This window comes from Kitasatospora sp. NPDC056800 (assembly GCF_042789775.1).
In the GTDB taxonomy this organism is placed as follows: domain Bacteria; phylum Actinomycetota; class Actinomycetes; order Streptomycetales; family Streptomycetaceae; genus Kitasatospora.
Map to the genome: position 1 here is coordinate 1 of NZ_JBHUAL010000162.1, position 22,489 is coordinate 22,489.

Annotated in this window: 24 protein-coding genes; 14 read left to right on the plus strand and 10 right to left on the minus strand. The window is 73.3% G+C overall.

What is annotated here, in order from left to right:
• Positions 1-78: 78 nt before the first annotated feature.
• Entirely contained in the window at positions 79-708 is a 630-nt protein-coding gene (locus ACFRQN_RS29160; protein ID WP_380743178.1) for a TetR/AcrR family transcriptional regulator, read from the minus strand.
• Between the two features lie 76 nt (positions 709-784).
• Between ACFRQN_RS29160 and ACFRQN_RS29165 the strand changes: the two genes are divergently transcribed.
• Entirely contained in the window at positions 785-1,729 is a 945-nt protein-coding gene (locus tag ACFRQN_RS29165; RefSeq protein WP_380743180.1) for a hypothetical protein, read from the plus strand.
• Between the two features lie 13 nt (positions 1,730-1,742).
• Here ACFRQN_RS29165 and ACFRQN_RS29170 read toward each other — a convergent pair whose 3' ends face one another.
• From ACFRQN_RS29170 to ACFRQN_RS29180, 3 genes are all read right to left on the minus strand, one after another.
• Positions 1,743-2,240: a F0F1 ATP synthase subunit B gene (locus tag ACFRQN_RS29170; protein WP_158077659.1), complete on the minus strand. Its 498-nt coding sequence runs from the start codon at positions 2,238-2,240 to the stop codon at positions 1,743-1,745.
• Positions 2,241-2,381: 141 nt separating this feature from the next.
• Positions 2,382-3,608, minus strand: a complete 1,227-nt coding sequence (gene kynU / locus ACFRQN_RS29175) for a kynureninase (RefSeq protein ID WP_380743182.1) — start codon at positions 3,606-3,608, stop codon at positions 2,382-2,384.
• A gap of 56 nt (positions 3,609-3,664) precedes the next feature.
• Positions 3,665-4,495 (minus strand): tryptophan 2,3-dioxygenase, encoded by an 831-nt coding sequence (locus ACFRQN_RS29180; RefSeq protein WP_074000808.1) that lies wholly within the window; start codon positions 4,493-4,495, stop codon positions 3,665-3,667.
• Positions 4,496-4,683: 188 nt separating this feature from the next.
• On the opposite strand from ACFRQN_RS29180, the gene ACFRQN_RS29185 reads away from it, so the two are divergent.
• Together ACFRQN_RS29185 and ACFRQN_RS29190 are read left to right on the plus strand one after the other, a co-directional pair.
• Positions 4,684-5,145 carry an Lrp/AsnC family transcriptional regulator gene (locus ACFRQN_RS29185; protein ID WP_234348510.1) on the plus strand — a complete coding sequence of 154 codons (462 nt, stop codon included), beginning with the start codon at positions 4,684-4,686 and terminating at the stop codon, positions 5,143-5,145.
• Between the two features lie 79 nt (positions 5,146-5,224).
• Complete coding sequence (locus ACFRQN_RS29190) at positions 5,225-5,764, plus strand: NADPH-dependent FMN reductase (protein ID WP_074000809.1); 540 nt, start codon at positions 5,225-5,227, stop codon at positions 5,762-5,764.
• Between the two features lie 46 nt (positions 5,765-5,810).
• Here ACFRQN_RS29190 and ACFRQN_RS29195 read toward each other — a convergent pair whose 3' ends face one another.
• Complete coding sequence (locus ACFRQN_RS29195) at positions 5,811-6,443, minus strand: MarC family protein (RefSeq protein ID WP_049660921.1); 633 nt, start codon at positions 6,441-6,443, stop codon at positions 5,811-5,813.
• 213 nt (positions 6,444-6,656) lie between these two features.
• Here ACFRQN_RS29195 and ACFRQN_RS29200 point away from each other — a divergent pair, with 213 nt between their 5' ends.
• The 3 genes from ACFRQN_RS29200 to ACFRQN_RS29210 all read left to right on the plus strand — a co-directional run bounded on the left by ACFRQN_RS29200 (position 6,657) and on the right by ACFRQN_RS29210 (position 10,091).
• Positions 6,657-7,217 (plus strand): DoxX family protein, encoded by a 561-nt coding sequence (locus tag ACFRQN_RS29200; protein ID WP_049660922.1) that lies wholly within the window; start codon positions 6,657-6,659, stop codon positions 7,215-7,217.
• A 137-nt stretch (positions 7,218-7,354) separates the two neighbouring features.
• Complete coding sequence (locus tag ACFRQN_RS29205) at positions 7,355-7,978, plus strand: FxLYD domain-containing protein (protein WP_117487532.1); 624 nt, start codon at positions 7,355-7,357, stop codon at positions 7,976-7,978.
• Positions 7,979-8,279: 301 nt separating this feature from the next.
• Positions 8,280-10,091, plus strand: coding sequence for a glycosyl hydrolase family 18 protein (locus ACFRQN_RS29210; protein WP_380743185.1), 1,812 nt, complete (start codon positions 8,280-8,282; stop codon positions 10,089-10,091).
• Positions 10,092-10,199: 108 nt separating this feature from the next.
• On the opposite strand, the gene ACFRQN_RS29215 is transcribed toward ACFRQN_RS29210, so the two are convergent.
• A complete protein-coding gene (locus ACFRQN_RS29215) occupies positions 10,200-10,760 on the minus strand; it encodes a hypothetical protein (RefSeq protein ID WP_380743187.1) in 561 nt (186 codons plus the stop codon).
• A 144-nt stretch (positions 10,761-10,904) separates the two neighbouring features.
• A complete protein-coding gene (locus ACFRQN_RS29220) occupies positions 10,905-11,486 on the minus strand; it encodes a MarR family winged helix-turn-helix transcriptional regulator (RefSeq protein WP_049656022.1) in 582 nt (193 codons plus the stop codon).
• 144 nt (positions 11,487-11,630) lie between these two features.
• Between ACFRQN_RS29220 and ACFRQN_RS29225 the strand changes: the two genes are divergently transcribed.
• The 4 genes from ACFRQN_RS29225 (at position 11,631) to ACFRQN_RS29240 (ending at position 16,392) form a co-directional block, all read left to right on the plus strand.
• Complete coding sequence (locus ACFRQN_RS29225; protein ID WP_234348552.1) at positions 11,631-12,932, plus strand: MFS transporter; 1,302 nt, start codon at positions 11,631-11,633, stop codon at positions 12,930-12,932.
• A 188-nt stretch (positions 12,933-13,120) separates the two neighbouring features.
• The gene (locus ACFRQN_RS29230) at positions 13,121-14,743 is read left to right on the plus strand and encodes a dolichyl-phosphate-mannose--protein mannosyltransferase (protein ID WP_380743189.1); all 1,623 of its coding nucleotides are present in this window, start codon (positions 13,121-13,123) and stop codon (positions 14,741-14,743) included.
• Complete coding sequence (locus ACFRQN_RS29235) at positions 14,743-15,537, plus strand: ABC transporter permease (RefSeq protein WP_380743196.1); 795 nt, start codon at positions 14,743-14,745, stop codon at positions 15,535-15,537. The genes ACFRQN_RS29230 and ACFRQN_RS29235 overlap by 1 nt, the downstream gene beginning before the upstream one ends.
• Before the next feature lie 267 nt (positions 15,538-15,804).
• The gene (locus ACFRQN_RS29240) at positions 15,805-16,392 is read left to right on the plus strand and encodes a TMEM165/GDT1 family protein (RefSeq protein WP_049656026.1); all 588 of its coding nucleotides are present in this window, start codon (positions 15,805-15,807) and stop codon (positions 16,390-16,392) included.
• A gap of 42 nt (positions 16,393-16,434) precedes the next feature.
• On the opposite strand, the gene ACFRQN_RS29245 is transcribed toward ACFRQN_RS29240, so the two are convergent.
• The gene (locus ACFRQN_RS29245) at positions 16,435-17,652 is read right to left on the minus strand and encodes a hypothetical protein (protein ID WP_380743191.1); all 1,218 of its coding nucleotides are present in this window, start codon (positions 17,650-17,652) and stop codon (positions 16,435-16,437) included.
• A gap of 452 nt (positions 17,653-18,104) precedes the next feature.
• Between ACFRQN_RS29245 and ACFRQN_RS29250 the strand changes: the two genes are divergently transcribed.
• Both ACFRQN_RS29250 and ACFRQN_RS29255 read left to right on the plus strand, forming a co-directional pair.
• On the plus strand, positions 18,105-20,177 hold the full coding sequence (locus ACFRQN_RS29250; protein WP_380743193.1) for an MFS transporter: 2,073 nt from the start codon (positions 18,105-18,107) through the stop codon (positions 20,175-20,177).
• Between the two features lie 53 nt (positions 20,178-20,230).
• A complete protein-coding gene (locus tag ACFRQN_RS29255; protein ID WP_049650521.1) occupies positions 20,231-20,710 on the plus strand; it encodes a CYTH domain-containing protein in 480 nt (159 codons plus the stop codon).
• Positions 20,711-20,724: 14 nt separating this feature from the next.
• On the opposite strand, the gene ACFRQN_RS29260 is transcribed toward ACFRQN_RS29255, so the two are convergent.
• The gene (locus ACFRQN_RS29260) at positions 20,725-21,201 is read right to left on the minus strand and encodes a MarR family winged helix-turn-helix transcriptional regulator (protein ID WP_259316576.1); all 477 of its coding nucleotides are present in this window, start codon (positions 21,199-21,201) and stop codon (positions 20,725-20,727) included.
• A 62-nt stretch (positions 21,202-21,263) separates the two neighbouring features.
• Here ACFRQN_RS29260 and ACFRQN_RS29265 point away from each other — a divergent pair, with 62 nt between their 5' ends.
• Positions 21,264-21,674 (plus strand): cupin domain-containing protein, encoded by a 411-nt coding sequence (locus tag ACFRQN_RS29265; protein ID WP_380743195.1) that lies wholly within the window; start codon positions 21,264-21,266, stop codon positions 21,672-21,674.
• An 85-nt stretch (positions 21,675-21,759) separates the two neighbouring features.
• Here ACFRQN_RS29265 and ACFRQN_RS29270 read toward each other — a convergent pair whose 3' ends face one another.
• Positions 21,760-21,948: a hypothetical protein gene (locus tag ACFRQN_RS29270; protein ID WP_074000814.1), complete on the minus strand. Its 189-nt coding sequence runs from the start codon at positions 21,946-21,948 to the stop codon at positions 21,760-21,762.
• 176 nt (positions 21,949-22,124) lie between these two features.
• Between ACFRQN_RS29270 and ACFRQN_RS29275 the strand changes: the two genes are divergently transcribed.
• Positions 22,125-22,448: an antibiotic biosynthesis monooxygenase gene (locus ACFRQN_RS29275; RefSeq protein WP_117487522.1), complete on the plus strand. Its 324-nt coding sequence runs from the start codon at positions 22,125-22,127 to the stop codon at positions 22,446-22,448.
• Positions 22,449-22,489 lie beyond the last annotated feature (41 nt).

The window sequence follows — 22,489 nt, forward strand, 5'->3', positions numbered from 1 at the left end:
CCGCCCGAGTCGACCCCGACCGGGCGGCCTGCGCCGTTCCCGTCCCCGCCGCCGCGGGCGTTCCCCCGGTCCGCCCGCCTACTGCTCGGCCGGGTAGTGGGCGAGGCCCGAGGCGAGCAGGCCGAAGGCGTGCCGCACCGCCGCCTCGACCCGGGTCCGTACCGCCTCGGCCGGCTCCCCGGCCACCATGGCCCGCCGGATCTCGCCGAGCACCGCCCGGTGGGCCCCCGCGACGGCTCCGGCCACGACCCGGGGGAGCGGGTCCTCCGGTGCGGCGCCCGTCTCCTCGGCCAGGGCGGCCGCCAGCGCCGCTTCGGCCCGTTCGCCGAGCTCCAGCAGTCGGGCCCGCAGGGCGGCGCTGTCCTCGACGATCCGCCAGAACGCCGCGATCCCCGGGTTCAGCCCGACCGTCGGCTCGCCGCTCGCGAAGGCCGCCAGCAGGTCGGCCCGGACGGCGTCCACGGCCGAGCTGCCCGGGGGGCGGTGCCGGACCACCTCGGCCAGGTGGGCGACCACCTCCTCCTGGCGGTCGAAGAACAGGTCCTCCTTGGTCGGGAAGTAGTTGAAGACCGTGTTCGGCGAGACCCCGGCGGCCCGGGCCACCTCGACCACCGTGACCCGGTCGAAGCCGCGCTCGGCGAACAGGCCCATGGCGGTGTCGGAGAGCAGCTCCCGGGTCTGCTGCTTCTTGAGTTCGCGAAGTCCCATGGCCGGATCCTATCCGCTAATCATGGTGTCACTGAAAACTTACAGTGACACCAAAAATATCCGCTACGGTGGCGGCATGACCTTCACCTTCGGCATCTATCCCGGCGGGCTGGCGGGCGACGACACCGGCGTGATCACCCCCGCCCGCCCCGACGACCCGGCCCGGATCACCGCCGCCCTGCGCGAACTCCAGGGCGGTGCAGGGGAGTTCCTGGTCCGCGCCTACCGCTCGTACCCGGGCGGCGAGCACACCCCCGAGCGGCCCGAGCGGTACGCCGTCGAGGGCCGCCGGCTCGACCTGGTGGTCCAGTACCGGGAGCGGAGCGGGGAGTTGGCGGGCTGGCTGGACTTCGTCCGGCGGACGGTCCGGACCGAGGGGCACCGCCTCGCCCTGCTCCAGATCTGCGAGGAGCCCAACCTGGACCTCCCGCCCGTGGACGGCAGCATCCCGAACGTCCGCCGGGCGCTGGTCGAGGGCGTGGTCGCGGCCAAGGAGGAGGCGCTGGCCCACGGATTCGACCGGCTGGCCGTCGGCTTCAACGCGGTGCCCTCCTTCGACCCCGCGGACACCTTCTGGACCGAGCTCGGGGAGCTCGCCGACGAGCGCTTCCACCGCGCCCTGGACTACGTCGGCCTGGACTTCTTCCCGGACGTCTTCCGCCCCGTCCAGCCGTCCCAACTCGCCGACGCGGTACGGGCGGTGCTCACCGGCTTCCGTCGGGACGCGCTGCCCCGGGCCGGGATCGGGCCGGACGTCCCGCTGCGGATCTGCGAGAACGGCTGGCCCACCGGCCCCGGGCGGAGCGAGGCGCGGCAGGCCGAGGTGGTGGCGGAGGTGGTCCGGACGGTCGCCGGGCTCGCCGCCGAACTCCACGTCACCGGTTACGCGTTCTTCGCGCTGCGCGACGCGGACAGCGCGGGTGCCGGACTGTTCCCGCGCTTCGGCCTGCTGCGCGACGACTACACGCCCAAGCCGGCCTTCGCGGTCTACCGCGGGCTGGTCCAGGAGCTGACGAACTGACGTTCCGGCAACGCTAGTTCGCCTCGAAGAAGCGCTCCACCGTGCGACGTCGCGCGGCGACGGCGTGCACCGGTTCGCCGATCACCCGGCCGGCCAGGGCGACGGCCAGCTCGCCGACGTCCTGCCGCAGCACGCGGGCCGCCTCGGCCCGGTCGGCGGCGATCCGGGCGCGGCCGGTGGTGAGCAGTTCGTCCCGGGCGCGGATGCCCTCCGCGCGGGCCGCGACCATCGCCGCCGCGCCGCGCTCGGCGTACTCCTCCCGGATCCGGGCCGCCTCGTGCCGTGCCTCGGCCAGCTCCAGCAGCCGGGCCTCCCGGGTGGCCTCGGCCTCGGCGAGCAGGGCCTCGGCGCGTTCGGCGCGGCCCTCGGTGGCCTCCCAGCGTTCGGACTGCACCCGTTCGATCCGCGGGAGCAGACGGCGGCCGAGCGCCCACATCAGCAGGAAGAGCAGTGCCAGGCCCAGCAGCAGCGGGGCCGGTTCGGGCTTGAGCGGGCCGAGTTCGAGGTTCACGCACGCCTCCCCAGGGTGTGACGTTCCGTCAGCCTTGAGCATCCCCAAGGACGACGGAGGTCGAACTCGGCCCGGGCATGAGCTGCGTCACGGCGGCCCCCGGGCCGTGCCGCCGCTCCGGGGGCCGGTCCTCCCGGCCGGCTACGTCACCTCGCCCCGGCGGGAGAAGCGCTCCGCCCGCCACTCGCCGCTCTCCAGCACCTCGGCCAACTGCCGGGCCGCGTCCCAGACCTCGGTGTACGACAGGTAGAGCGGCGTGAAGCCGAAGCGCATCAGGTCCGGCGCGCGGAAGTCGCCGATCACCCCGCGCTCGATCAGCGCCTGCACCACCGGGTAGCCGTCGGCGTGCCGCAGCGCGACCTGGCTGCCGCGCCGGGCATGCTCGCGCGGGGTCGCCACCTCGACGCCGTCCAGGCCCTCGGTCAGCGAGACGAACAGGTCGGTCAGCGCCAGGCTCTTCGCCCGCACCTCCGCCAGGTCGACCCGCTCCCAGATGTCCAGCGAGGCGCCGAGGGCGGCCTGGCCGAGCAGTGAGGGCGAGCTGGTCAGGAACCGGCCGATGCCCGGCTTCGGCTCGTACCCGGGCTCGAAGGCGAACGGCCGGGCGTGGCCGAACCAGCCGCTGAGCGGCTGGAGCGGGCCGGCCGCCAGGTGCCGTTCGGCGACGTACAGGAAGGCCGGCGAGCCGGGGCCGCCGTTCAGGTACTTGTAGGTGCAGCCGATCGCGAAGTCCGCGCCGGCGGCGTCGAGTCCGACCGGCAGCGCGCCCACGGAGTGGCACACGTCCCAGATCATCAGGGCGCCCGCGGCCTGCACCCGGGCGGTGATCCCGGGCATGTCCAGCAGCTCGCCGGTGCGGTAGTCGACGTGCGAGAGGACGACCGCGGCGACGTCCCCGTCCAGGTGCCGGTCCAGCTCCTCGGGGCGGATCAGCGCGCTGCGCGCGCCCTCGACCAGGCCGGTCACGCCCTCGGCGATGTACAGGTCGGTCGGGAAGGCCTCGGCGTCGCCGAGCACCGTGCGCCGGCCCGGGCGCAGCCGCAGCGCGGCCGACAGCACCTTGAACAGGTTGACCGAGGTGGTGTCGCAGACGACCACCTCCGCCGGAGCGGCGCCGACCAGCGGCGCGATCCGCCGCCCCAGCCGGTACGGCTGCTCGAACCAGCCGGCGTCGTTCCAGCTGCGGATCAGCTCCCGGCCCCACTCCTCCTCGACCACCCGGCGCACCCGCTCGGGCGTGCGCGCCGGCAGCGCGCCCAGCGAGTTGCCGTCCAGGTAGACCACCCCGTCCGGCAGGGCGAACTCCTTGCGGAACGCCGCCAGCGGGTCGGCGGCGTCAAGCGCCGCGCAGTCCTCGCGCGTGGTCATTGCCCGTCCCTCCCTCGTCATCCTCTGCCCGTCCCGTTCCGTACCCGTTGTGCCCGTCACAGCCCGTCCCGGATCGTCCACAGCTCCGGGAAGACGTCCTGCTCGGCCGACTTGCGCAGCCAGGTCAGCCCGCTGGAGCCGCCCGAGCCGGGCTTGCCGCCCATGGTCCGCTTGACCGCCGAGAGGTGGCGCTGGCGCCACCGGGTGACCCGCTCGGCCACGTCCAGCAGGGCCTCGCCGAGCGGCCGGAGCGCGGCGAGCTCCGGCTCGGTGTACACCCGCCGCCAGGCCGCCTCGACCTCCGCCGACGGCTGGTAGCGCTGCTCGGAGGGGGCCGGGTGCGGGGCCAGGCCGCGGCGCGCCAGCAGCGCCAGCGCCTCGTCGTACAGGCCGGGGGAGCGCAGTGCCTCGGTCAGCTCGGCCCGGGTGTCGGGCATCCCGTCGTACATCGCCAGCAGCGCGGCGTTCTTGTTGCCGAGCAGGAACTCCAGCCGCAGGAAGGCGGCGGACTGGAAGCCGGAGGCCTCGCCGAACAGCGAGCGGAAGGAGTTGAACTCGTGCGGGGTCATGGTGGCCAGCAGGTCCCAGGACTCCACCAGCACGTCCTGGACGTGGGTGCCCCGGCGCAGCGCGGCCAGGGCGGCGGTCAGATCGTCCTCGCGCAGCGCCTGCCGGGCGAGCGTCCACTCGTGCCGCAGCAGGTCGAACAGCAGCTCCATCACCTGGGTGGTGACGATGAACGACAGCTCGGCCGGCTCCTTGCTGCGCGGGTGCTGCAGGCCGTGCAGTTCCTCCAGGCGTACGTACTCGGCGTACGGGGTGCCCCGGCCGGGCGCTCCGCCCCGGCCGAACGACAGGTTGGGCGTCTCCACCGTGTCGTGCCCCATCCCGATCCCTCCAGATCCTCCGGGCCGCGTCGCCCGGTCCGGTGGACCAGCCGGACTGCCGGGTTCCACCGGGTGCCCATTGTGCGGCGGCGGTGCCCCCCGCTTGAATGGTCGACGGGCATCACAACCGCCTTCGGAGCTGTCGTTCGCGAGGCGTTCCGCCGATTCGCTTTACGAATGGAAATCCCTTGATCCCGACCACCCGGGAGGCCGCCTTGGACGCCGTCGACCGCCGTCTGCTCGCCGAGCTCCAGGCCGACGCCCGGCTCTCGTACAACGAACTCTCCCGCCGGGTGAGCTTGTCCGCACCCGCGGTGGCCGAACGGGTCCGCCGGCTGGAGTCCGAGGGCGTGATCAGCGGCTACCACGCCCACGTGGACCTCACCCGGGCCGGGCTGCCGATCACCGCGCTGGTCCAGATCCAGTGCTACGGCCCGCGCTGCGTGCTGCGCGACCCGGAGGTGCCGACCTGGCCTGAGGTGGTCCAGCTGCACCGGGTCACCGGCGGGGCGTGCTGCGTGCTGCTGGTCGCGGTGTCGACGATGGCCGAGTTCGAGGCGGTGTGCGACCGGCTCGGCGGCTACGGCCAGCCGTCCAGCTCGATGATCCTCTCCAGCCCGGTGCCCTGGCGGCCGGTGGTGCCGCACTGATCGCCGCCGGGTCGCGGTCGGGTCGCGGCACCGCGGCCGGCCGGCCCTGACGCGGACGTCAAGGGGTAGGTTGCCCGGCATGCCGAACGAGCGCCACATCCTGCTGCTGCCCGGGAGCCTGCGGGCCGGTTCCACCAACGAGACGGTGCTGCGCACCGCGGCCGCGGTGGCGGCCGCCACCCCGGGCCTGCGGGCCGCCTACTACGAGGGCCTGGCCGGGCTGCCGCACTTCAACCCGGACCACGACACCGACCCGCTGCCGGAGCCGGTGGCCGGGCTGCGGGCCGCGATCGGGGCGGCCGACGCGCTGCTGGTCTGCACCCCCGAGTACGCCGGGACGCTGCCGGGCGCGTTCAAGAACCTGCTGGACTGGACGGTCGGCGGGGTCGAGATCTCGGACAAGCCGACCGGCTGGATCAACGCCGCCGGCCCGGGCCGCGGTCTGGGGGCCGAGGCCACCCTGCGCACCGTCCTCGGCTACACCGGTGCGGCGGTGCTGGACGAGGCCTGCGTCCGGCTGCCGCTGGAGCGCGGCGCGGTGGGCCCGGACGGGCTGGTCGCCGACCCGCTGGTGCGCGAGCGGATCGGCGGGGTGCTGGCCCGGCTCGCGGCGGGCTGAGCCGGGGCTGAGCGGGGCTGAGCGGGGGGCTGGGGGCGGGCCGGGGTCAGTGCCCCGTCGGCAGGTGCACCCCGAGCCCGGCCAGGCCCTCCAGGAACAGCTCGACGCCGACCGCCGCCAGCAGCAGCCCGAGCAGCCGGGACAGCACCTCCAGCGAGGTGCGGTGGGTGCGCCGCATCAGCGGGGCGAGCACCGCCACGCAGAGGTAGTTGATCACCGCGACGGCCACGTACGCCCCGGAGACGGCGGCCTTCCAGCCCCAGTTGTCCTGGTTGAGCGAGGCGACCAGGACGGCCGTGATGGCGAGCGGGCTGGCGATGTACGGCAGCAGCAGTTCGCGGATTCCGTCCACCAGCGGGTTCGCGAGGTGCTCGTCCTCCTCGCCGTCCGAGCCGAGGTGGACGCCGAAGACCAGTGCGACGGCGTAGACGAAGAAGATCGCCCCGCCCGCGAGCTGCAGCGACTGGTCGCTGATGTGGAACAGGGTGGTCAGCTCGTCGGCCCCGAAGCCGAGCACCAGGCCGATCACCGCCGAGATGGCCGTGGACAGCGCCGCCAGCCGCCGCAGCTCCAGGTTGCTCCTGGTCCCGGCCAGCCGGGCGAAGGCCAGCAGGGTCTTCGGCGGACCGACCACGGCGAAGAAGGTGATGAAGGCGCTGCCCAGGTTGAAGACGAACATGGGCCCAGCATGACCGCGCGGCCCCGGGCGGTCGGGGCGCCACGCCCCGCGGCCGGGCGTGGCGTGAATCTCCCCGGCGGCCGTTCCATTCCTGGTCAGGGGCGAATTCGCCCGGATGGCGGTCCCGGCTCGAAGGGACGGGCGCTCTCGGTTGCTATGGAGGCAGGACTGCCAGCGAGCGGGACCAGCCCGCTGCGGAAGCGAGGATGCGACATGTGCCTGAACCGTAAGGACCTGGGCCTGCTGGCCCTGCGCGGCGCGGTCGGCGGGGTGCTGATCGCGCACGGCACCCAGAAGCTGTTCGGCTGGTTCGGGGGCGGCGGCCTGGAGGGCACCACCCAGGCCATGGAGCACATGGGCTTCCACCCGGCCCGGGAGAGCGCGCTCGCGGCCGGCCTCGGCGAGGCGGGCGGCGGGGCGCTGCTGGTGGCCGGGCTGGCCACCCCGGCGGCCGGCGCGGTGGTGGCCGGGACGATGGCGGGCGCGGTGTCGGTGCACGCCCCGGCCGGCTTCTTCGCGATGTCCGGCGGCTACGAGTACCCGGCCTTCCTCGGCGCGACCGGGCTGGCGATCGGCCTGGCCGGTGCCGGCCGGTACTCGCTGGACCACCTGACCGGCCACGTCTTCGACCGGCCGTGGGTCGGGCTGGTGGCCTTCGTGGCGAGTGCCGCCGGAGCGTACGGCGCGGTCGCCCGGCGCCGGCACCAGGTGCGGCTGCGCGAGGAGCGGGCCGCGGTGGAGGCGGACGAGCAGGAGGGCTCGGGGCTCTCGTAGGGCCCCTCGCGGAGGCGGGTCCCGCAGGCCGGTTCACCCGGAGGCAGCAGCCCTGCTGGCGGAGGCCCGCCCGCCCTCGGAGGGTGGGCCGGGAGGTGTGCCGGGCAGCCCGGCGCCGACCGGAAACGAGGGACCGCATGGACCGCCAGCCGCTCACCCGCGCGAGGGCCTGTACCCCGCCGAGGGCCACCGCCCAGGACCTGGACGCACCGCCGCTGCGCCGCCAACAGCGGGCGGTGGCAGGGGTGTTGGTCGCCGCGGTGGTCGGTGCGGCGGCGCTCGCGGGCTGCTCCTCCGGCCAGAGCGCGAGCAGTGTGGCCTCCGGGGCGGCGGCCGCGGTGGAGCGGGGTGCGAGCGCCGCCGCCTCCGCCGCCTCGGCGCTGGCCTCGGTGGCCGGCGGGGCGGGTGCGGCGATCGCCTCGGCGGAGGCGCAGGCCTCGGCGGCGGTGTCGGCGGCCTCCTCGGCCGTCGCCGGGATCAAGGGCGGGCTGGACGCCAAGGGGGACGTCGCGGTCGGGGCGGTGAGCACCGGTTCGGACGGCAAGCCGCAGGTGTCGCTGACCGTCACCAACCACGGGCAGCAGTCGTACCGGTACGTGATCCAGCTGGACTTCACCGACGAGTCCGGCAAGGTGCTGGACGCGACCGCGGTGACCGTCCAGGACGTGGCCGCCGGGCAGAGCGCCCAGGCCACCGGGCACGCCAACCGGGACCTGTCCGGCACGGTCAAGGCCGAGGTGGCCAACGCCGTCCGCTATTGAGTCTGGACCCGGCCGCCCAGCTCAGCGCGGGTGCGGAACCTTAAGCGGGGCTCAAGGCCCAACAGCACCCCTTGACGGGCGAGTTGGTCTAGTCCATTTTTATTGCCCAGGTGCAGGGAGCCCCTGAACCGGCGTCGGCGGCCTCGTGCTGCCGGCGCCGGTTCGGCACATCCCGGTAGTCCGTCATGGTCTGATCCGCTCGATTCCCCACCCATGCCTGTCATGTCCCGGTCGTCCGGCCCCACCCCGGACGCGCGCCCCCGGGACGGCGGGTACCCCCACAACCAGGAGTCACGCACCCATGCTGCGCTCACGCATTGAAAGGGCCGGGACCCCGGCTCCGCAGGGCGGCCGCCGACGCCGTCCCAAGAGCCTGGCCGCCATCGCGGCCGGCACCACCGCCTCCCTGCTGCTCGGCGCCGGTCTCGCGCTGACCGGCGGCGCCGCGGCCAACGCCGCGACCACCAACTCCACCGGCGCGCCCGCCACCAGCGGCGGCATCAAGGTCGCCTACTACGACCAGTGGTCGGTCTACGCGAACGCGTACTACCCCAAGACGATCCAGGACACCGGCGTCGCCGGGAAGCTGGACTACCTGATCTACGACTTCGCCAACATCCACCCGACCGACCTGGGGTGTTTCGAGGCCACCAAGGCCGCGGACACGAACGACAACAACCCCAACGCGGGTGACGGCGCCGCCGACGCGTTCGCCGACTACCAGAAGAGCTTCGGCGCGGACATCTCGGTCGACGGCGTCGGCGACGTCTGGAACCAGCCGATCGCGGGCAACTTCAACCAGCTGAAGAAGCTGAAGGCGAAGAACCCGAACCTCAAGGTCCTGCTCTCGCTGGGCGGTTGGACCTACTCCAAGTACTTCTCGCCGGCCTCCGCCACGGACGCCTCGCGCAAGCACCTGGTGTCGTCCTGCATCGACATGTTCATCAAGGGCAACCTGCCCGCCGACGCCGGCTTCGGCGGCCCGGGCTCGGCGGCCGGCGTCTTCGACGGCATCGACATCGACTGGGAGTACCCGGGCGGCGGCGGCCACACCGGCAATATCTCCAGCCCCGCGGACAAGCAGAACTTCACCGCGCTGCTGAAGGAGTTCCGCACCCAGCTGGACGCGCAGGGCGCGGCCGACAAGAAGACCTACGCCCTGGCGGCGGCGGTCGGCGCCGGCCAGGACAAGATCATGAACGTCGAGACCGACAAGATCGCTCAGTACCTGACCTTCCTCGACGTCATGACCTACGACATGCACGGCGGCTGGGACGCCCAGGGGCCGACCAACCACCAGGCCGCGCTCTACTCGACCCCGGACGACCCGTCGACCCCGGCCAAGCCGGGCAACGGCAAGTACTCCATCGACAACGCCATCAAGGCGTGGACGGTCGGCGACAAGGAGTACGGCATCCCCGGCGGCTTCCCCGCCAACAAGATCAACATGGGTGTGCCGTTCTACTACCGCGGCTGGACCGGCGTGAAGGACAACGGCAAGCACGGCCTGTACCAGCCCGCCACCCAGCCGGCGGCCGGCGCGGCGATGTCCGGCAACGTCCCCGGCATCCAGATGTTCAAGGAGCTCGCGGGCTTCGTCGACAACCCGTCCAAGACCTTCTGGGACGACGCGGCCCAGGCCACGTACTTCTACGACGGCAACACCTTCTGGAGCGGTGAGGACGCCAAGTCGATCCAGGCCAAGCTCGACTACGCGCACTGCAACGGCCTCGGCGGCGCCTTCGCCTTCTCGCTGTACGACCTGGGCACCAAGACCGCCCTGTTCGACAAGATGGTGAGCGCCACCAACGGCTCCGCGTCCGCCTGCCCGGCCCCGCCGACCGGCACGCCGACCCCGACCTCCACCGGCACGCCGACCGGCACCCCGACCGGGACCCCCACGGGCACGCCGACCGGGACCCCGACCGGCACCCCGACCACGCCGGCCTCCTGCCCGGCCGCCCCGAGCTGGGACGCCAACACCACCTACGCGGCCGGCGGCACCAAGGTCTCGTGGAAGGGCCACTACTACACCAACAAGTGGTGGACCAAGGGCGACGACCCGAGCCAGAGCGGCCAGTGGGGCGTCTGGACCGACAACGGCCCCTGCTGAGACCCGCACCACCGATTGACCGAGGGGCCTGACGGACCCTCGCACCGAACGCGGGCGGCCCCGGACGAGGAATGACCTCGTCCGGGGCCGCCCGCTGTGTCGGGCCGCTCAGATCTTGGCGTAGGTGACCGTGATCGTGGTCGACGAGCTGGTGATCAGCAGGTTGCTCTCGCCCTTCTCGGCGAGGACCGAACCGTCGCCCACCGGGGACACCTCGAAGCCGGCGGCCTTGAGCGCCGCCTGGTACGCGGCGAGGTCGCCGTCGGCGGCCTCGCAGGTGATGAGGTAGCCGCCGGTCGCGCCGTTGACCGTGGTGATCTTCCCGGTGGGGAGCGGGATGTCGGCGGGAAGGTCGGCGGGCCTGGTCTTGCCGTTCTGGACCGCGGTGGCGGGCGCGGTCCCGCCCGGCGCCGGAGCGGACGGAGCGGACGGAGTGGCGGCCGGGGCACCGGTCGCCGGGGCGGAGGGCGCGGACACCGGGGCGGAGGAGGCGGCGGCCGGGGTCGTCGGAGCGGCCGCCGCGGGGGTGCTCGCGGCGGTGCTCGGGGCGGCGGTGGACGAACCGTCGCCGTTGCAGGCGGTGAGCCCCAGTCCGGCCGCGACGACGGCGGCGAGCAGGGCGGAGGTGCGCTTGATCTGCATGGTGGAGCCCAATCGGTAACGGAGCATCAGGATCATTCCAGAGCCAGGCAGATTGTCATATAGAAGGGTTGGAAGCTAACGACTATCCGGCGGGCCGGGATCCTCCGCGTTCCCGGCCCCGGGATCCTCCGCGTTCCCGGCCCCGGGCTCCTTTGTGTTCCCAGTGCCGGGCTACGCCTGGCCGGGGGTGCGGCCGGGGGCGTCCGGCCGGCTCTCCTCGATCCGCCGCAGCATCCGGCCCAGCATCGCGGAGAGTGCGGCGCGGTCCTCGCCCGCGACGTCCTGGAGCAGCTCCTCCTCGAACACCGCCGCCATCCGCATCGACTCCAGCCACTTGTCCCGGCCGGTCTCGGTCAGCTCGATGATCACCCGCACCCGGTTGTTCTCGTCCCGCTCCCGGGTGACCAGGCCGTCGGCGACCATCCGGTCGATCCGGTGCGTCATCGCCGCCGGGGTGAGCCCGAGCCGCTTGGCCAGCTCGCCCGGCCCCAGCTGGTACGGGCTGCCGGCGACCACCAGGGCCTTGAGCACCTCCCACTCGGCGGAGGTGATTCCGAGCACAGTCAGCTGGCGGTCGTACGCCACGCCCATCCGCCGGGAGACCCGGTTGAGGGTCTGCACGATGGTCTCCACCTGGGGGTCGACCGTGGGGAACTCCCGCTGGTAGAGGGCCACTTGCTCGGCGATGCCGAACTCCAGGGGGGTGGCCGGGGCGGGCTTGTCAGTGGCCGGCCGCGGCTTGTCCGTAGTCATGCGGACCAGTGTCGCACGAGCGTGCACTCCTTAAGCCTTTGACTCCGCACTCTTCCGGTGCTAAGACTTTATCTCGTCAAACTTTAGCTCTGAAATCTTCTGGACTTAAGAGTATCCAGTTGAAACCAGGAAGGGATGTGCACGGTGACCGGCACGGTGAAGCAGCAGAGGCAGCGGCGTGGAGCGGGCGGCCCGCTGCGCCGCGTCCAGATCGGCAACGCACTCAGTGCGTTCGGCAGCGGGTTCACGATGCCGTACATGTTCGTGTACGTGGACCAGGTGCGCGGGCTGGGGTCGATGGTCGCCTGGATGGTGTTCACCCTCTTCGCGCTGGCGGCCCTCGCCGTCCTCCCGTTCATCGGCCGCGGCATCGACAAGTACGGCCCCCGCCCGGTGCTGCTGGCCGGTACGGCGCTCGCCGCCACCGGCGCGTTCGCCTTCGGCCACGCCACCGGCACCCCGGCCCTGCTGGTCTCCGCCTTCCTGTTCGGCGCGGGTGTCACCACCTGCCAGCCGGCGCTCGCCACCATGATCGTCCGCTGCTCCACGGCCGCCACCCGCTCGCGTGCCTTCGCGCTCCAGTTCACCCTGGTCAACCTGGGCATGGGCATTGGTGCGCTGGTCGGCGGGCAGATCGTGAACGTGTCCGACCCGGCCAGCCTCACCCGGCTGTTCACCATCGAGGCGGCGACGTTCCTCGGCCTCGCCCTGGTCACCGGCACCGCCCGGATATCCAAGGTCCAGCTGACCGCCGTCCACGAGAAGGCCGACGGCCCGACCGGCCTGCGCGCCCTGGTCGCCGACAAGGCGATGCTGCGGCTCTGCCTGCTCGCCGGGCTGATCTTCTTCACCTGCTACGGCCAGTTCGAGTCCGGTGTCGCGGCCTTCGCCACCTCCACCGTCGGCACCGCGCCCTCCACCCTGGGCTTCGCGATCGGCGCCAACGCGCTGACCATCGTGGTGCTGCAGATGTTCATGGTGCGGATCACCGCGCGCCGCCGCCGCACCACCGCGATGGCCGCGGCCGGCGTGGTCTGGCTCGGCGCCTGGGCGATGGCCCTGGTGGCCGGCCTGATCCGGACGGAGACCATGGCCGCCACGGTCGCCATCGTCTCGATCTACGCCCTCTTCGGCGTCGGCGAGTCGCTGCTCGCGCCCACCATGGGCCCGATCGTCGCGGACCTCGCCCCGGCCCGGCTGCTCGGCACCTACAACGCCGGGTACTCCCTGGTGAAGCAGATCGCGATCGCGGTCGGCCCCGCCGTCGGCGTGCTGCTGGTCGGCTCCGGCGCCTGGCCGCTCTACCTGGCGGCCATGGCGGGCTCCACGGTGCTGATCGTCGTCCTGGCGCTGAGGCTGCGCCCGTACCTCACGCCGGAGCAGGACAACGCGGCCCCGGCCGTGGTCCACGCCGTCCCGGTCCGGGAACTGCAGACCGCCGCGTAGCGGAACGGCCCGCACGGGTGTTCGTCACGGGCGCCGACCAGGTCACCTGGTCGGCGCCCGTCGCGCTTGGCTTCGCGGGCACCGCCACATAGTGTCAGTGGCTGTTGACCGCCCGGCCCCGGCGGGCGCGGCGCGACCCGGGCGGAGCCAGGCCCCGGGCAGAGCAGACAGGCGAAATCGGCGAGGCTATGACGCAAGCGGCGCTCACGCACCCACCGGCGGCCCCGACCTCCGCCGCCCCGGCCCCGGCCCCGCGCGGGGGCCTGGTCCGCTGGGCGGCCGACCGCTCCGGCTGGCTCGGACCGATCGCCGTCGCGCTCTTCGCCGGCCTGCTGCGGTTCTGGAACCTCGGCCACCCCAACGCCTTCGTCTTCGACGAGACGTACTACCCCAAGGACGCCTGGTCGCTGCTCCAGCAGGGCTACGAGGGCACCTGGCCGGACCACGCCAACGCCGACATCCTCTCCGTCCCGCAGTCGATCCCGCTGGGCTCCGCGCCCGAGTTCGTCGCGCACCCGCCGCTCGGCAAGTGGGTGATGGCGACCGGCGAGCAGCTGTTCGGGCTCAACCCCTTCGGCTGGCGGTTCATGACCGCCCTGCTCGGCACCGTCGCCGTGCTGATGCTCGCCCGGATCGGCCGCCGTCTCTTCGGCTCCACCCTGGTCGGCTGCACCGCCGCGCTGCTGATGGCGGTGGACGGCCTCCAGCTGGTGATGAGCCGGGTCGGCCTGCTCGACGGCATCCAGATGTTCTTCGTGCTCGCGTCCTTCGGCAGCCTGCTGGTCGACCGCGACCACGTCCGCGCCAGGCTCGCCGGGGCGGCCGACGCCGACGCCGTCCGGCTCGGCTGGCGCCCCTGGCGGATCGCCGCCGGGGTGTTCGTCGGCGCCGCCTGCGCGGTCAAGTGGAACGGCGCCCCGATCCTCGCCGCCTTCGGCATCCTGACCGTCCTGTGGGACCAGTCCGGCCGCCGCGGGGCCGGCGCCCGCCGCCCTTGGCGCTCCATGCTGCGCCTGGACGCCGTCCCCGCCTTCCTCGCCATGGTCGGCTCCGCCGTGGTGGTGTACGTCGGAGCCTGGAGCGGCTGGCTGGCCACCGGAGGCAGCGGCGCCAACGGCGGGGGCGGCTACGACCGGCACTGGGCCGACGGGCGCGCCGGGCTCTCCCCGGACAGCGTCCTCGGCATCCCGCTGCCGCAGGTCCCGATGGGCTGGGTGCCGGCGCCGCTGCGCAGCCTGTGGCACTACCACGCGCAGATGTACGACTTCAACACCGGCCTGAGCACCCCGCACACCTACCAGTCCAACCCCTTCGCCTGGCTGGTCGACGGCCGCCCGGTCTCGATGTACTGGGAGCAGATCCCGTACGGGCAGCACGGCTGCACCGCCTCGGGCGGCTGCGCGGCGCAGATCCTCGGCCTCGGCACGCCGTTCCTGTGGTGGGCGGCCTGCTTCGCGCTGGTCTACCTGCTGTGGCGCTGGTTCTTCCGGCGGGATTGGCGCTCGGGCGCGGTGCTGTGCGCGGTCGCCGCGGTCTACCTGCCCTGGTTCCGCTACCAGGAGCGGACGATCTTCTCCTTCTACATGGTCGTGCTGGTGCCGTTCCTCTGCCTGGCCGTCGCCCAGATGCTCGGGGCGATCCTCGGCCCGGCCGGGTGCAGCCCCGAGCGCCGCCGGATCGGGGCGATCGGGGCCGGGGCGGTCGTGCTCGCGATCGTCGGCTGCTTCGCCTTCTTCTACCCGCTGTACACGGCGGAGGTGATCCCGATGTCGTCCTGGCAGGACCGGATGTGGTTCACCAGCTGGATCTGATGCCGGTGCCGGTGCCGGTGCCGCTGGCGGCGTCGGGCGGCCAGCTGCTGCCGGTCACCCCGGTGCTCGGGGTGGTCACCGCGGTGCTGCTGCTGGCCGCCGTCGCGGTGGCCGGGCGGGGCCTGCTCGGCCACGGGCACGCCGTCCTGCGGGCCGGGCTGCGCGCGGTGGTGCAGCTGGCGGCCGTCGCCGCGGTGATCAGCTGGGTGGTCGGTTCGCTCTGGTGGTCGGCGCTGTTCGTGCTGGTGATGTTCTCGGTCGCGGTGCGCACCGCCGGCCGGCGGATGACCCCGGGCCCGGGCTGGGTCTGGGCGGCCGCCCCGATCGGTGCCGGGGTGCTGCCGGTGCTCGCCCTGCTGCTGGGCGTCGGACTGCTGCCGGCCGAGGGCCTGTCCGTCATCCCGGTCGCGGGCATCCTGATCGGCGGCGCGCTCAGCGCGACCTCGCTGGCCGGGCGGCGGGCCCTGGACGAGCTGCGGCTGCGGCGCGGCGAGGTGGAGGCCGCGCTGGCGCTCGGCTTCGAGGAGCGCGACGCCCGGCTGGAGATCTGCCGGACGGCGGCGGCGACCTCGCTCGTCCCGGCGCTGGACCAGACCCGGACGGTCGGCCTGGTGACCCTGCCCGGGGCGTTCGTCGGGATGCTGCTGGGCGGGTCCTCGCCGGTCCAGGCGGGGGCGGTGCAGCTGTTCGTGCTGATCGGGTTGCTGGCGGTGGAATCGGTGGCGATCGTGGTGGTGCTGGAACTGGTCGGGCGCGGGCTGGTCGCGGTCGAGCCGGACGGGGGCGGCCGGTAGGCGGGGCGGTCCCCGTCGGCCCTCGTCGCTCTTCCGAGAGGGGTCGGTTGACGCCGTCGGGTACGCTTGGGGCCGTTGAAGGGGAGTAGCCCTCCACCGGACCGTCGACATACTGGCCCTCAGGGGCCCGGCGCCCGGGGCACCGCTCGATGAACGGTGCCGGCGAGACCTTCGGCCGCAGTGCTGTGACCATGACCAGTGCTGTCGGGCCGAAGCGTCCCCTGACGGAGCCGCGGCGGCCGGGCAGCCTCCGACCGAGGAAAACCCCTGATGAGTCTCACCGTTGCCGCGTTGACCTTCGGCATCATCTTCCTGGCCGAACTGCCGGACAAGACCGCGCTGGCCAGCCTGGTGCTCGGCACCAAGTACCGCGCGAGCTACGTCTTCGCGGGCATCGCCGCCGCCTTCGCCCTCCAGGTGGGCCTCGCGCTCGCCGCCGGGCACCTGCTCTCGCTACTGCCGCACCGTTGGGTGGAGGGCGTCACCGGCCTGCTGTTCCTGGTCGGCGCGGCGATGCTGCTGTTCCACGGCGGCGAGGACGAGGACGAGCACGCGGCCAAGGAGCCGTCCTCGAACAGCTTCTGGAAGGTGGCCGGGGCCAGCTTCGTGGTGGTCGCGATCGCCGAGTTCGGCGACCTGACCCAGATCATGACCGCCAACCTGGCCGCCAAGTACGCCGACCCGCTGGCCGTCGGCCTCGGCTCCTGGCTGGCGCTGTGCGCGGTCGGCGGGATCGCCATCGTGGGCGGCCAGAAGCTGCTCAAGTACGTGCCGATGAAGCTGATCATCCGGGTGGCGGCGGCGATCATGGTGGTGCTGGCGGGCATCAGCATCTTCGGGGCGATCACCGGCTGATCCGTCCGTCGTCCGTCGTCCGTCGTCCGTCGCCTGTCGGCCTCAGCAGCTGTTGTGGGAGTCCAGAGCGGCACGGGTGTTGGGGCCGAAGACGCCCCGCTTGTCCCCCTTGACGGCCCACATCCACTGGACGTAGCCGACGGTGTTCACGGTGGTGTCGTCGTACACCCCGGTCACCGGCACGCTCGCCCAGCAGACGACGACGGCGAGCTTCTGCTGGAGGGCGGTCACGTCGGGCCCGCTCATCCCGGACTGCAGCACGCGCGGGGTCGGGGCGGTGGTGGGCGTCGGGGTCGGGGAGGGGGCCGGGGGAACGGTCGGCGTGGGGGCCGGGGCGGGGGGAGCGGCCGGGGCCTCGGTGGTCGGTGCGGCCGTCGGCGGCGGGGTGACCGTCTTCGTCGGGCTCGGCTTGCGGGTGGCGGTGGGCGTCGGGCTGGGCGCCTCGCTGGTCGGCGCCGCCGTGGTCGGAACGGGCGTCGCCAGGGTGGGCGGGTCCACCGGGGCGGGCGCCAGGGTGCTCGTCGGCAGCGGCTGCGCCTGCTTGGCCGGCGGTTCGGCGGAGGGCGTCACCGCGTACGCGACGCCGATGGTGAGCGCGACCAGGGCGGCGCCGATCCCGGCGAGCAGCCCCTTGCGCTGGGCGAGCGGGCGCCGCTCGGCCTGCTCGGCCGCCCGTCTGGCGGCCCGGCCGCCGCCCTCGGGCCCGGGCACGTCCGGGGCCCGCGCGACGTCCGGGCCCTGCCCGGCGCCGGGTGCCTGCCCGAAGGCGAAGAGGCCGATCTCGTTCCCGCCCGGCCCGGCGGGCGGGACCGGCGGCAGCACGGTGGTGGCGTACGCGTCCCCGTGGCCGCCGGGGTGGGCGCTGGGGTAGCCGTCGGCGGCCGGGCCGAACGGGTCCTGCCCGGGGCCGGCCGGGGCCTGCGCCGACCCGAAGGGGTCCTGTCCCGGGGCGACGGGCGGCAGCACCGTGGTGGCGTACGCGTCCGCGTCCGGTCCGAGCGGGGGAGCGGCCGGCTGCCCGGGGGCGGGCTGCCCCGGGGGGACCGGCGGCAGCACCGTGGTCGCGAACGGGTCCACCACCGGCGCGTTCGGGTGGCTCTCGTCGGCCACCTGGTCGGCGGTCTGCGGAACGTACGGGCGGACCAGCGGCGGGCCCTCGACGTGCGGCAGGACGGCGGTCTCGGTGAGGCTCGGGTCCGGGACGCAGCCGCACCCGGTGGAGCGTGCGGTGCCGCACGTCGGGCAGTGCTGGTCCGGCATCGGCCGGTCCTCCTCGGTTTCGCGTCGACTTCGCGGTCGGTCGGTCGTCGGTCAGTCGTCGTTCGTTCGTTCAGTCGGTCGATCGTCCGGTGCGCGTTCGGCGCGTGTTCCCGGCGGATCCGGGCGCACGATCGGGCCTGATTATGCAGGACCGTCCGAAGGGGGGACAGGGGCGTCCGTCCCCCGGCGGGGGTGTTGTGCCGGTTGGTGCGGGTTGGCTCCTCCGAGAACGCCCGGAGCGCGGCGGTTGTCCCCGGCGCTTACGCTCGGCTCAACCCGGTGGAACATACCGGGACGAAACCGACCAGCGCGGTGAGCTGGGAGTGATCATCCGCACGGCCCGGCCGACGGGCCCGGGACCCCATGGAGACGCCATGCCCACGGAGACGCCGTGATGCCCGGGGAGACGCCGTGACGCCCCGCGCGGACGCCGTGACGCCCGCGGGGACCCGATGACGGAGCCGCGCACCGCGTCCGGCCGGAGCCCGGCGGGCGAGCCCGGCCCGCCGGCGGTCACCGTCCCCAACCTCTGGGTGCCGATCGGCGCCCTGCTGCTGGCGATGCTGCTCGCGGCCCTCGACCAGACCATCGTCTCCACCGCGCTGCCGACCATCGTCAGCGACCTCGGCGGCCTCGACCACCTCTCCTGGGTGGTCACCGCCTACCTGCTGGCCTCCACCGCCGCGACCCCGCTGTGGGGCAAGCTCGGCGACATGTACGGCCGGAAGCGCTTCTTCCAGGCCTCCATCGTGATCTTCCTGCTCGGCTCGGTGCTGTGCGGGATCGCCCAGAACATGGGCGAGCTGATCGCCTTCCGCGCCCTCCAGGGCCTGGGCGGCGGCGGGCTGATGGTGCTCTCCCAGGCGATCGTCGGCGACCTCGTCGCGCCCCGGGACCGCGGCCGCTACCAGGGCCTCTTCGGCGCCGTCTTCGGCGTCACCAGCGTGCTCGGCCCGCTGCTCGGCGGGGTGTTCGTCGACCACCTCAGCTGGCGCTGGGTGTTCTACATCAACCTCCCGATCGGCATCGTCGCCCTGGTGGTGATCGCCGCGGTGCTGCACGGGATGGAGGTCCGGCGCGAGCACCGGATCGACTACCTGGGCACCGTCCTGATCGCCGCCGTCGCCACCTGCCTGGTGCTGATGACCTCGCTCGGCGGGACCACCTGGGCCTGGACGTCCTGGCAGGTCGTCGGCCTCGGCGTGCTCGGGCTGGTGCTGCTGCTCGCCTTCGTCCAGGTCGAGCGGACGGCCGCGGAGCCGGTGCTGCCGCTGCGGCTGTTCCGCTCGCGGACGTTCAGCCTGGTCGCGGTGATCTCCTTCGTGGTCGGCTTCGCGATGTTCGGCGCGCTGACCTACCTGCCGACCTTCCTCCAGGTGGTCCAGCAGGTCTCGCCCACCATGTCCGGCATCCACATGCTGCCGATGGTGCTCGGCATGCTGCTCACCTCGATCGGCTCCGGCCAGATCGTCGCCCGTACCGGCCACTACCGGATCTTCCCGATCGCCGGGACGGCCGTGACGACCATCGGGCTGCTGCTGCTCTCCCGGCTGGACGAGCACAGCAGCACCGCCGAGATGAGCTTCTACTTCCTGGTCTTCGGCCTCGGGCTGGGACTGGTGATGCAGGTGCTGGTGCTGATCGTGCAGAACTCGGTCGGCTACGAGGACCTCGGCGTGGCCACCGCGGGTGCCACCTTCTTCCGCTCCATCGGGGCCTCCTTCGGCGTCTCCATCTTCGGGACGGTCTTCGCGAGCGGACTGCGCAGCCGGCTCGCCGACGCCCTGGCGGGGGTGCCGCTGCCGCCCGGCTTCCGGCCGGAGGTCATCACCTCCGACCCGCGGGTCATCCCCCAGCTGCCGGCCGCCGTCCAGCCGGGCGTCTACCACGCGTACGCCGAGTCGATCACCCGGGTGTTCCTGTACGCGGTGCCGGTCGCGGTCGTCGCCTTCGTGCTGTCGCTGTTCCTGCGCGAACAGAAGCTGCGCTCCACCGTCACCGCTCCGGACCTCAGCGAGTCCATCGGGTTCAACCCGGTCGAGCGCACCTCGCTGGACGAGATCGCCCGCGCCCTCTCGGTGCTGAACAGCCGCGAGGCCCGGCGCGACCTCTTCCGGCGGATCACCGAGACCGCCGGGCTGGACCTGCGGCCCGCCTCCAGCTGGCTGCTCCTCCAGATGCACCAGCACGGCTCGGTCGAGCCGGCCGAACTGGCCGAGCGACGGATCGTCCCGGTCTCGGTGATCGAGGAGGCCGTCCGGGAGGTGGAGGGCCGGGGGCTGGCGGCGAGGGCCGGCGGGCTGCCGCTGCGGCTCACCGAACCGGGGGAGGAGGCGGCGCTGCGGCTGGTCGCCGCCCGGCGCACCCAGCTCGCCGAACTGCTGGGGGACTGGGACGAGCAGCGGTACGCCGAGCTCGCCGGGGTCCTGAACCGGCTCAGCTCCTCGCTCTGCGCGGACCGGCGCGACCGTCCGGACCCGTCGGGGCCGCAGGGGCCGTACCGTGGGGAGGGGCGGTCGTTCTGACCGTCCGTTCGTCCGTCGGCCCGTGGGGCGTGACCGGGAAGGGGTGGTGCGGCGTGCCGCTCGAGATCGAGCGCAAGTTCCTGCTGGAGGCCTTCGAGCCGCCGGAGACGGCGGTGCGGCAGCACATCGAGCAGGGGTACATCGCGATCAAGGACGACGGGACGGAGGTGCGGCTGCGGCGGATCGGCGGCAGCTGCGTCCTCGGCGTCAAGCGCAAGGCGTCCGGTGCCGGTTCCCCGGTGCGGATCGAGGTGGAACGCGAGCTGGGGGAACAGGAGTTCACCGAACTCTGGCCGGCCACCGAGGGCGCGCGGCTGGTCAAGGAGCGCTACACCTTCGACGCGTCCGGCGTCACGGTCTACGCGGACGTCTACCAGGGGGAGTTGGCCGGACTGCGCACCGTCGAGGTCGAGTTCGGCTCGGAGGCCGAGGCGGCGGCGTTCTCGGCGCCGGAGTGGTTCGGCGCCGAGATCACCGGCGTGAAGGCGTACAAGAACCAGACCCTGGCGACCGGCGGTCTGCCCAACTCCTGAGACCGGTAACGGGGTTACGGTGCCCCGAACCAGCGCGGGGTGTCGAGGCGGAACGGGTCGCCGGGGGCGAGTCGGCGCAGGCCGTCCTCCAGCTGGCGCAGCTGCTCCTCGCCCAGGGCCGCCGACCACTCCTCGCGCAGCTCGTCGAAGATCCGGGCCGAGCGGAGCAGGCAGTCCACCCCGCGTGCGGTGAGCCGGACCAGCTTGCGCCGGGTGTCGGCCGGGTCGGCGGCCCGCTCGACGTAGCCGAGCTGCTCCAGGCCGTCGATGGTCTTGCCCGCGGCCTGCTTGGTGACGCCGAGGCGGCGGCCGAGCTCGGTGGCGGTGGTGCCGTGCGGGCCGATCGCCTGGAAGACGAAGCCGTGCATCGGGCGCAGGTCGGGGTGGCCTTCGCGGGCGATGCGCTCGTGCAGCTCGTCGATGATCGTCCGGAAGGCGAGCAGCAGGCGCAGCGGCAGCTCAAAGCCGGGCGGGGACGGTTCACTTGACACGATAGACAACCTCATTGACTATATAGACAACTTCATTGTCCATCTTAGGGGGTTCCCTCGCCATGCCCGTCATCCGCCGGACCGACGCCCGCCGCACCGAGACCCCGAACGCCGTCATGACCACCTACGCCTCGCCCACCCAGGGCGCCACCTCCCTCGCCGTCTGGCACGTCGACATGACCGCCGGCGCCCGGGGCCCGCTGCACGCCATGGACACCGAGCAGGTCTGGACACTCCTCACCGGCACCGCCCGGGTCGACCTGGCGGGGGAGGTCTTCACCCTCGCCGCCGGAGACACCGCCGCCCTCCCCGCCGACACCGTCCGGCAGATCGCCACCGACACCGGCTTCACCGCCGTCGTCGCCTCCCCGTCCCCCGCCCACGCCTACAACCCCGACGCCGTCACCCCGCCCGACGCCTGCGCCCTCGCCCCGCGCGACGACCAGCGCGTCCTCCCGCCGTGGATCGCCTGAGCCCGATGCCGACGGGGACGGGGGCGGGGACGGGGACGGGGGCGGCCGAGGACTCGCCCCGGCCGTCCCCGCTCGACAGCCGCCGCTACCGCTGGCCCTCGATGTCGTTCCCCTGGTCGTCCACGTTCTGCTGACCCTGCTGCTGGGCTTGCTGCTGGGCCTGCGAGGCCTTCTGCTGGGCCTCGTCCTGTTGCGGTTGCCCGCTTCCGATGCGCTGCTTGGCCTCTTCCTCGGCCTGCTGGGCCTTGTCCCGGAACTTGTCGCCGATACCCATGACCGTTCCCCTGTCCCTCGGGTTCTGGGCTCTACCTCCAGACTTCCACCCGGGCCCGGTCCCTGCATGTCGACGCCCCACCACCCGCCGTGACCGCCGGTGCCTCCGAACGGTCCGGCCGTGAGGTGTAGCAGACTGCTCCCCGTAAGCAGTCACCGGAGCAGAAGGAGTGCGCCATGTCCGTCGTCAAGATCAACGTCCTGACGGTGCCGGCCGAACAGCGCGAGGTGCTGGAGCAGCGCTTCGCCTCCCGCGCCGGCGCGGTGGAGAACTCGGACGGCTTCGAGTGGTTCGAACTCCTCCGCCCCGTCGAGGGCACCGACCAGTACCTCGTCTACACCCGCTGGCGCAGCGAGGAGGACTTCAAGGCCTGGATGGAGGGCCCCATGAAGGCCGCCCACCAGAACGGCCCCTCTGGCGAGGCCCCCAAGCGCCCCGCCGCCTCCGGCTCCACCCTCTGGTCCTTCGAGGTCGTCCAGTCCGCGGGCCCCAAGGCCTGACGTCCGTACGGCAGTTGCGCGCCCCGGGGTTCCTTGAACCC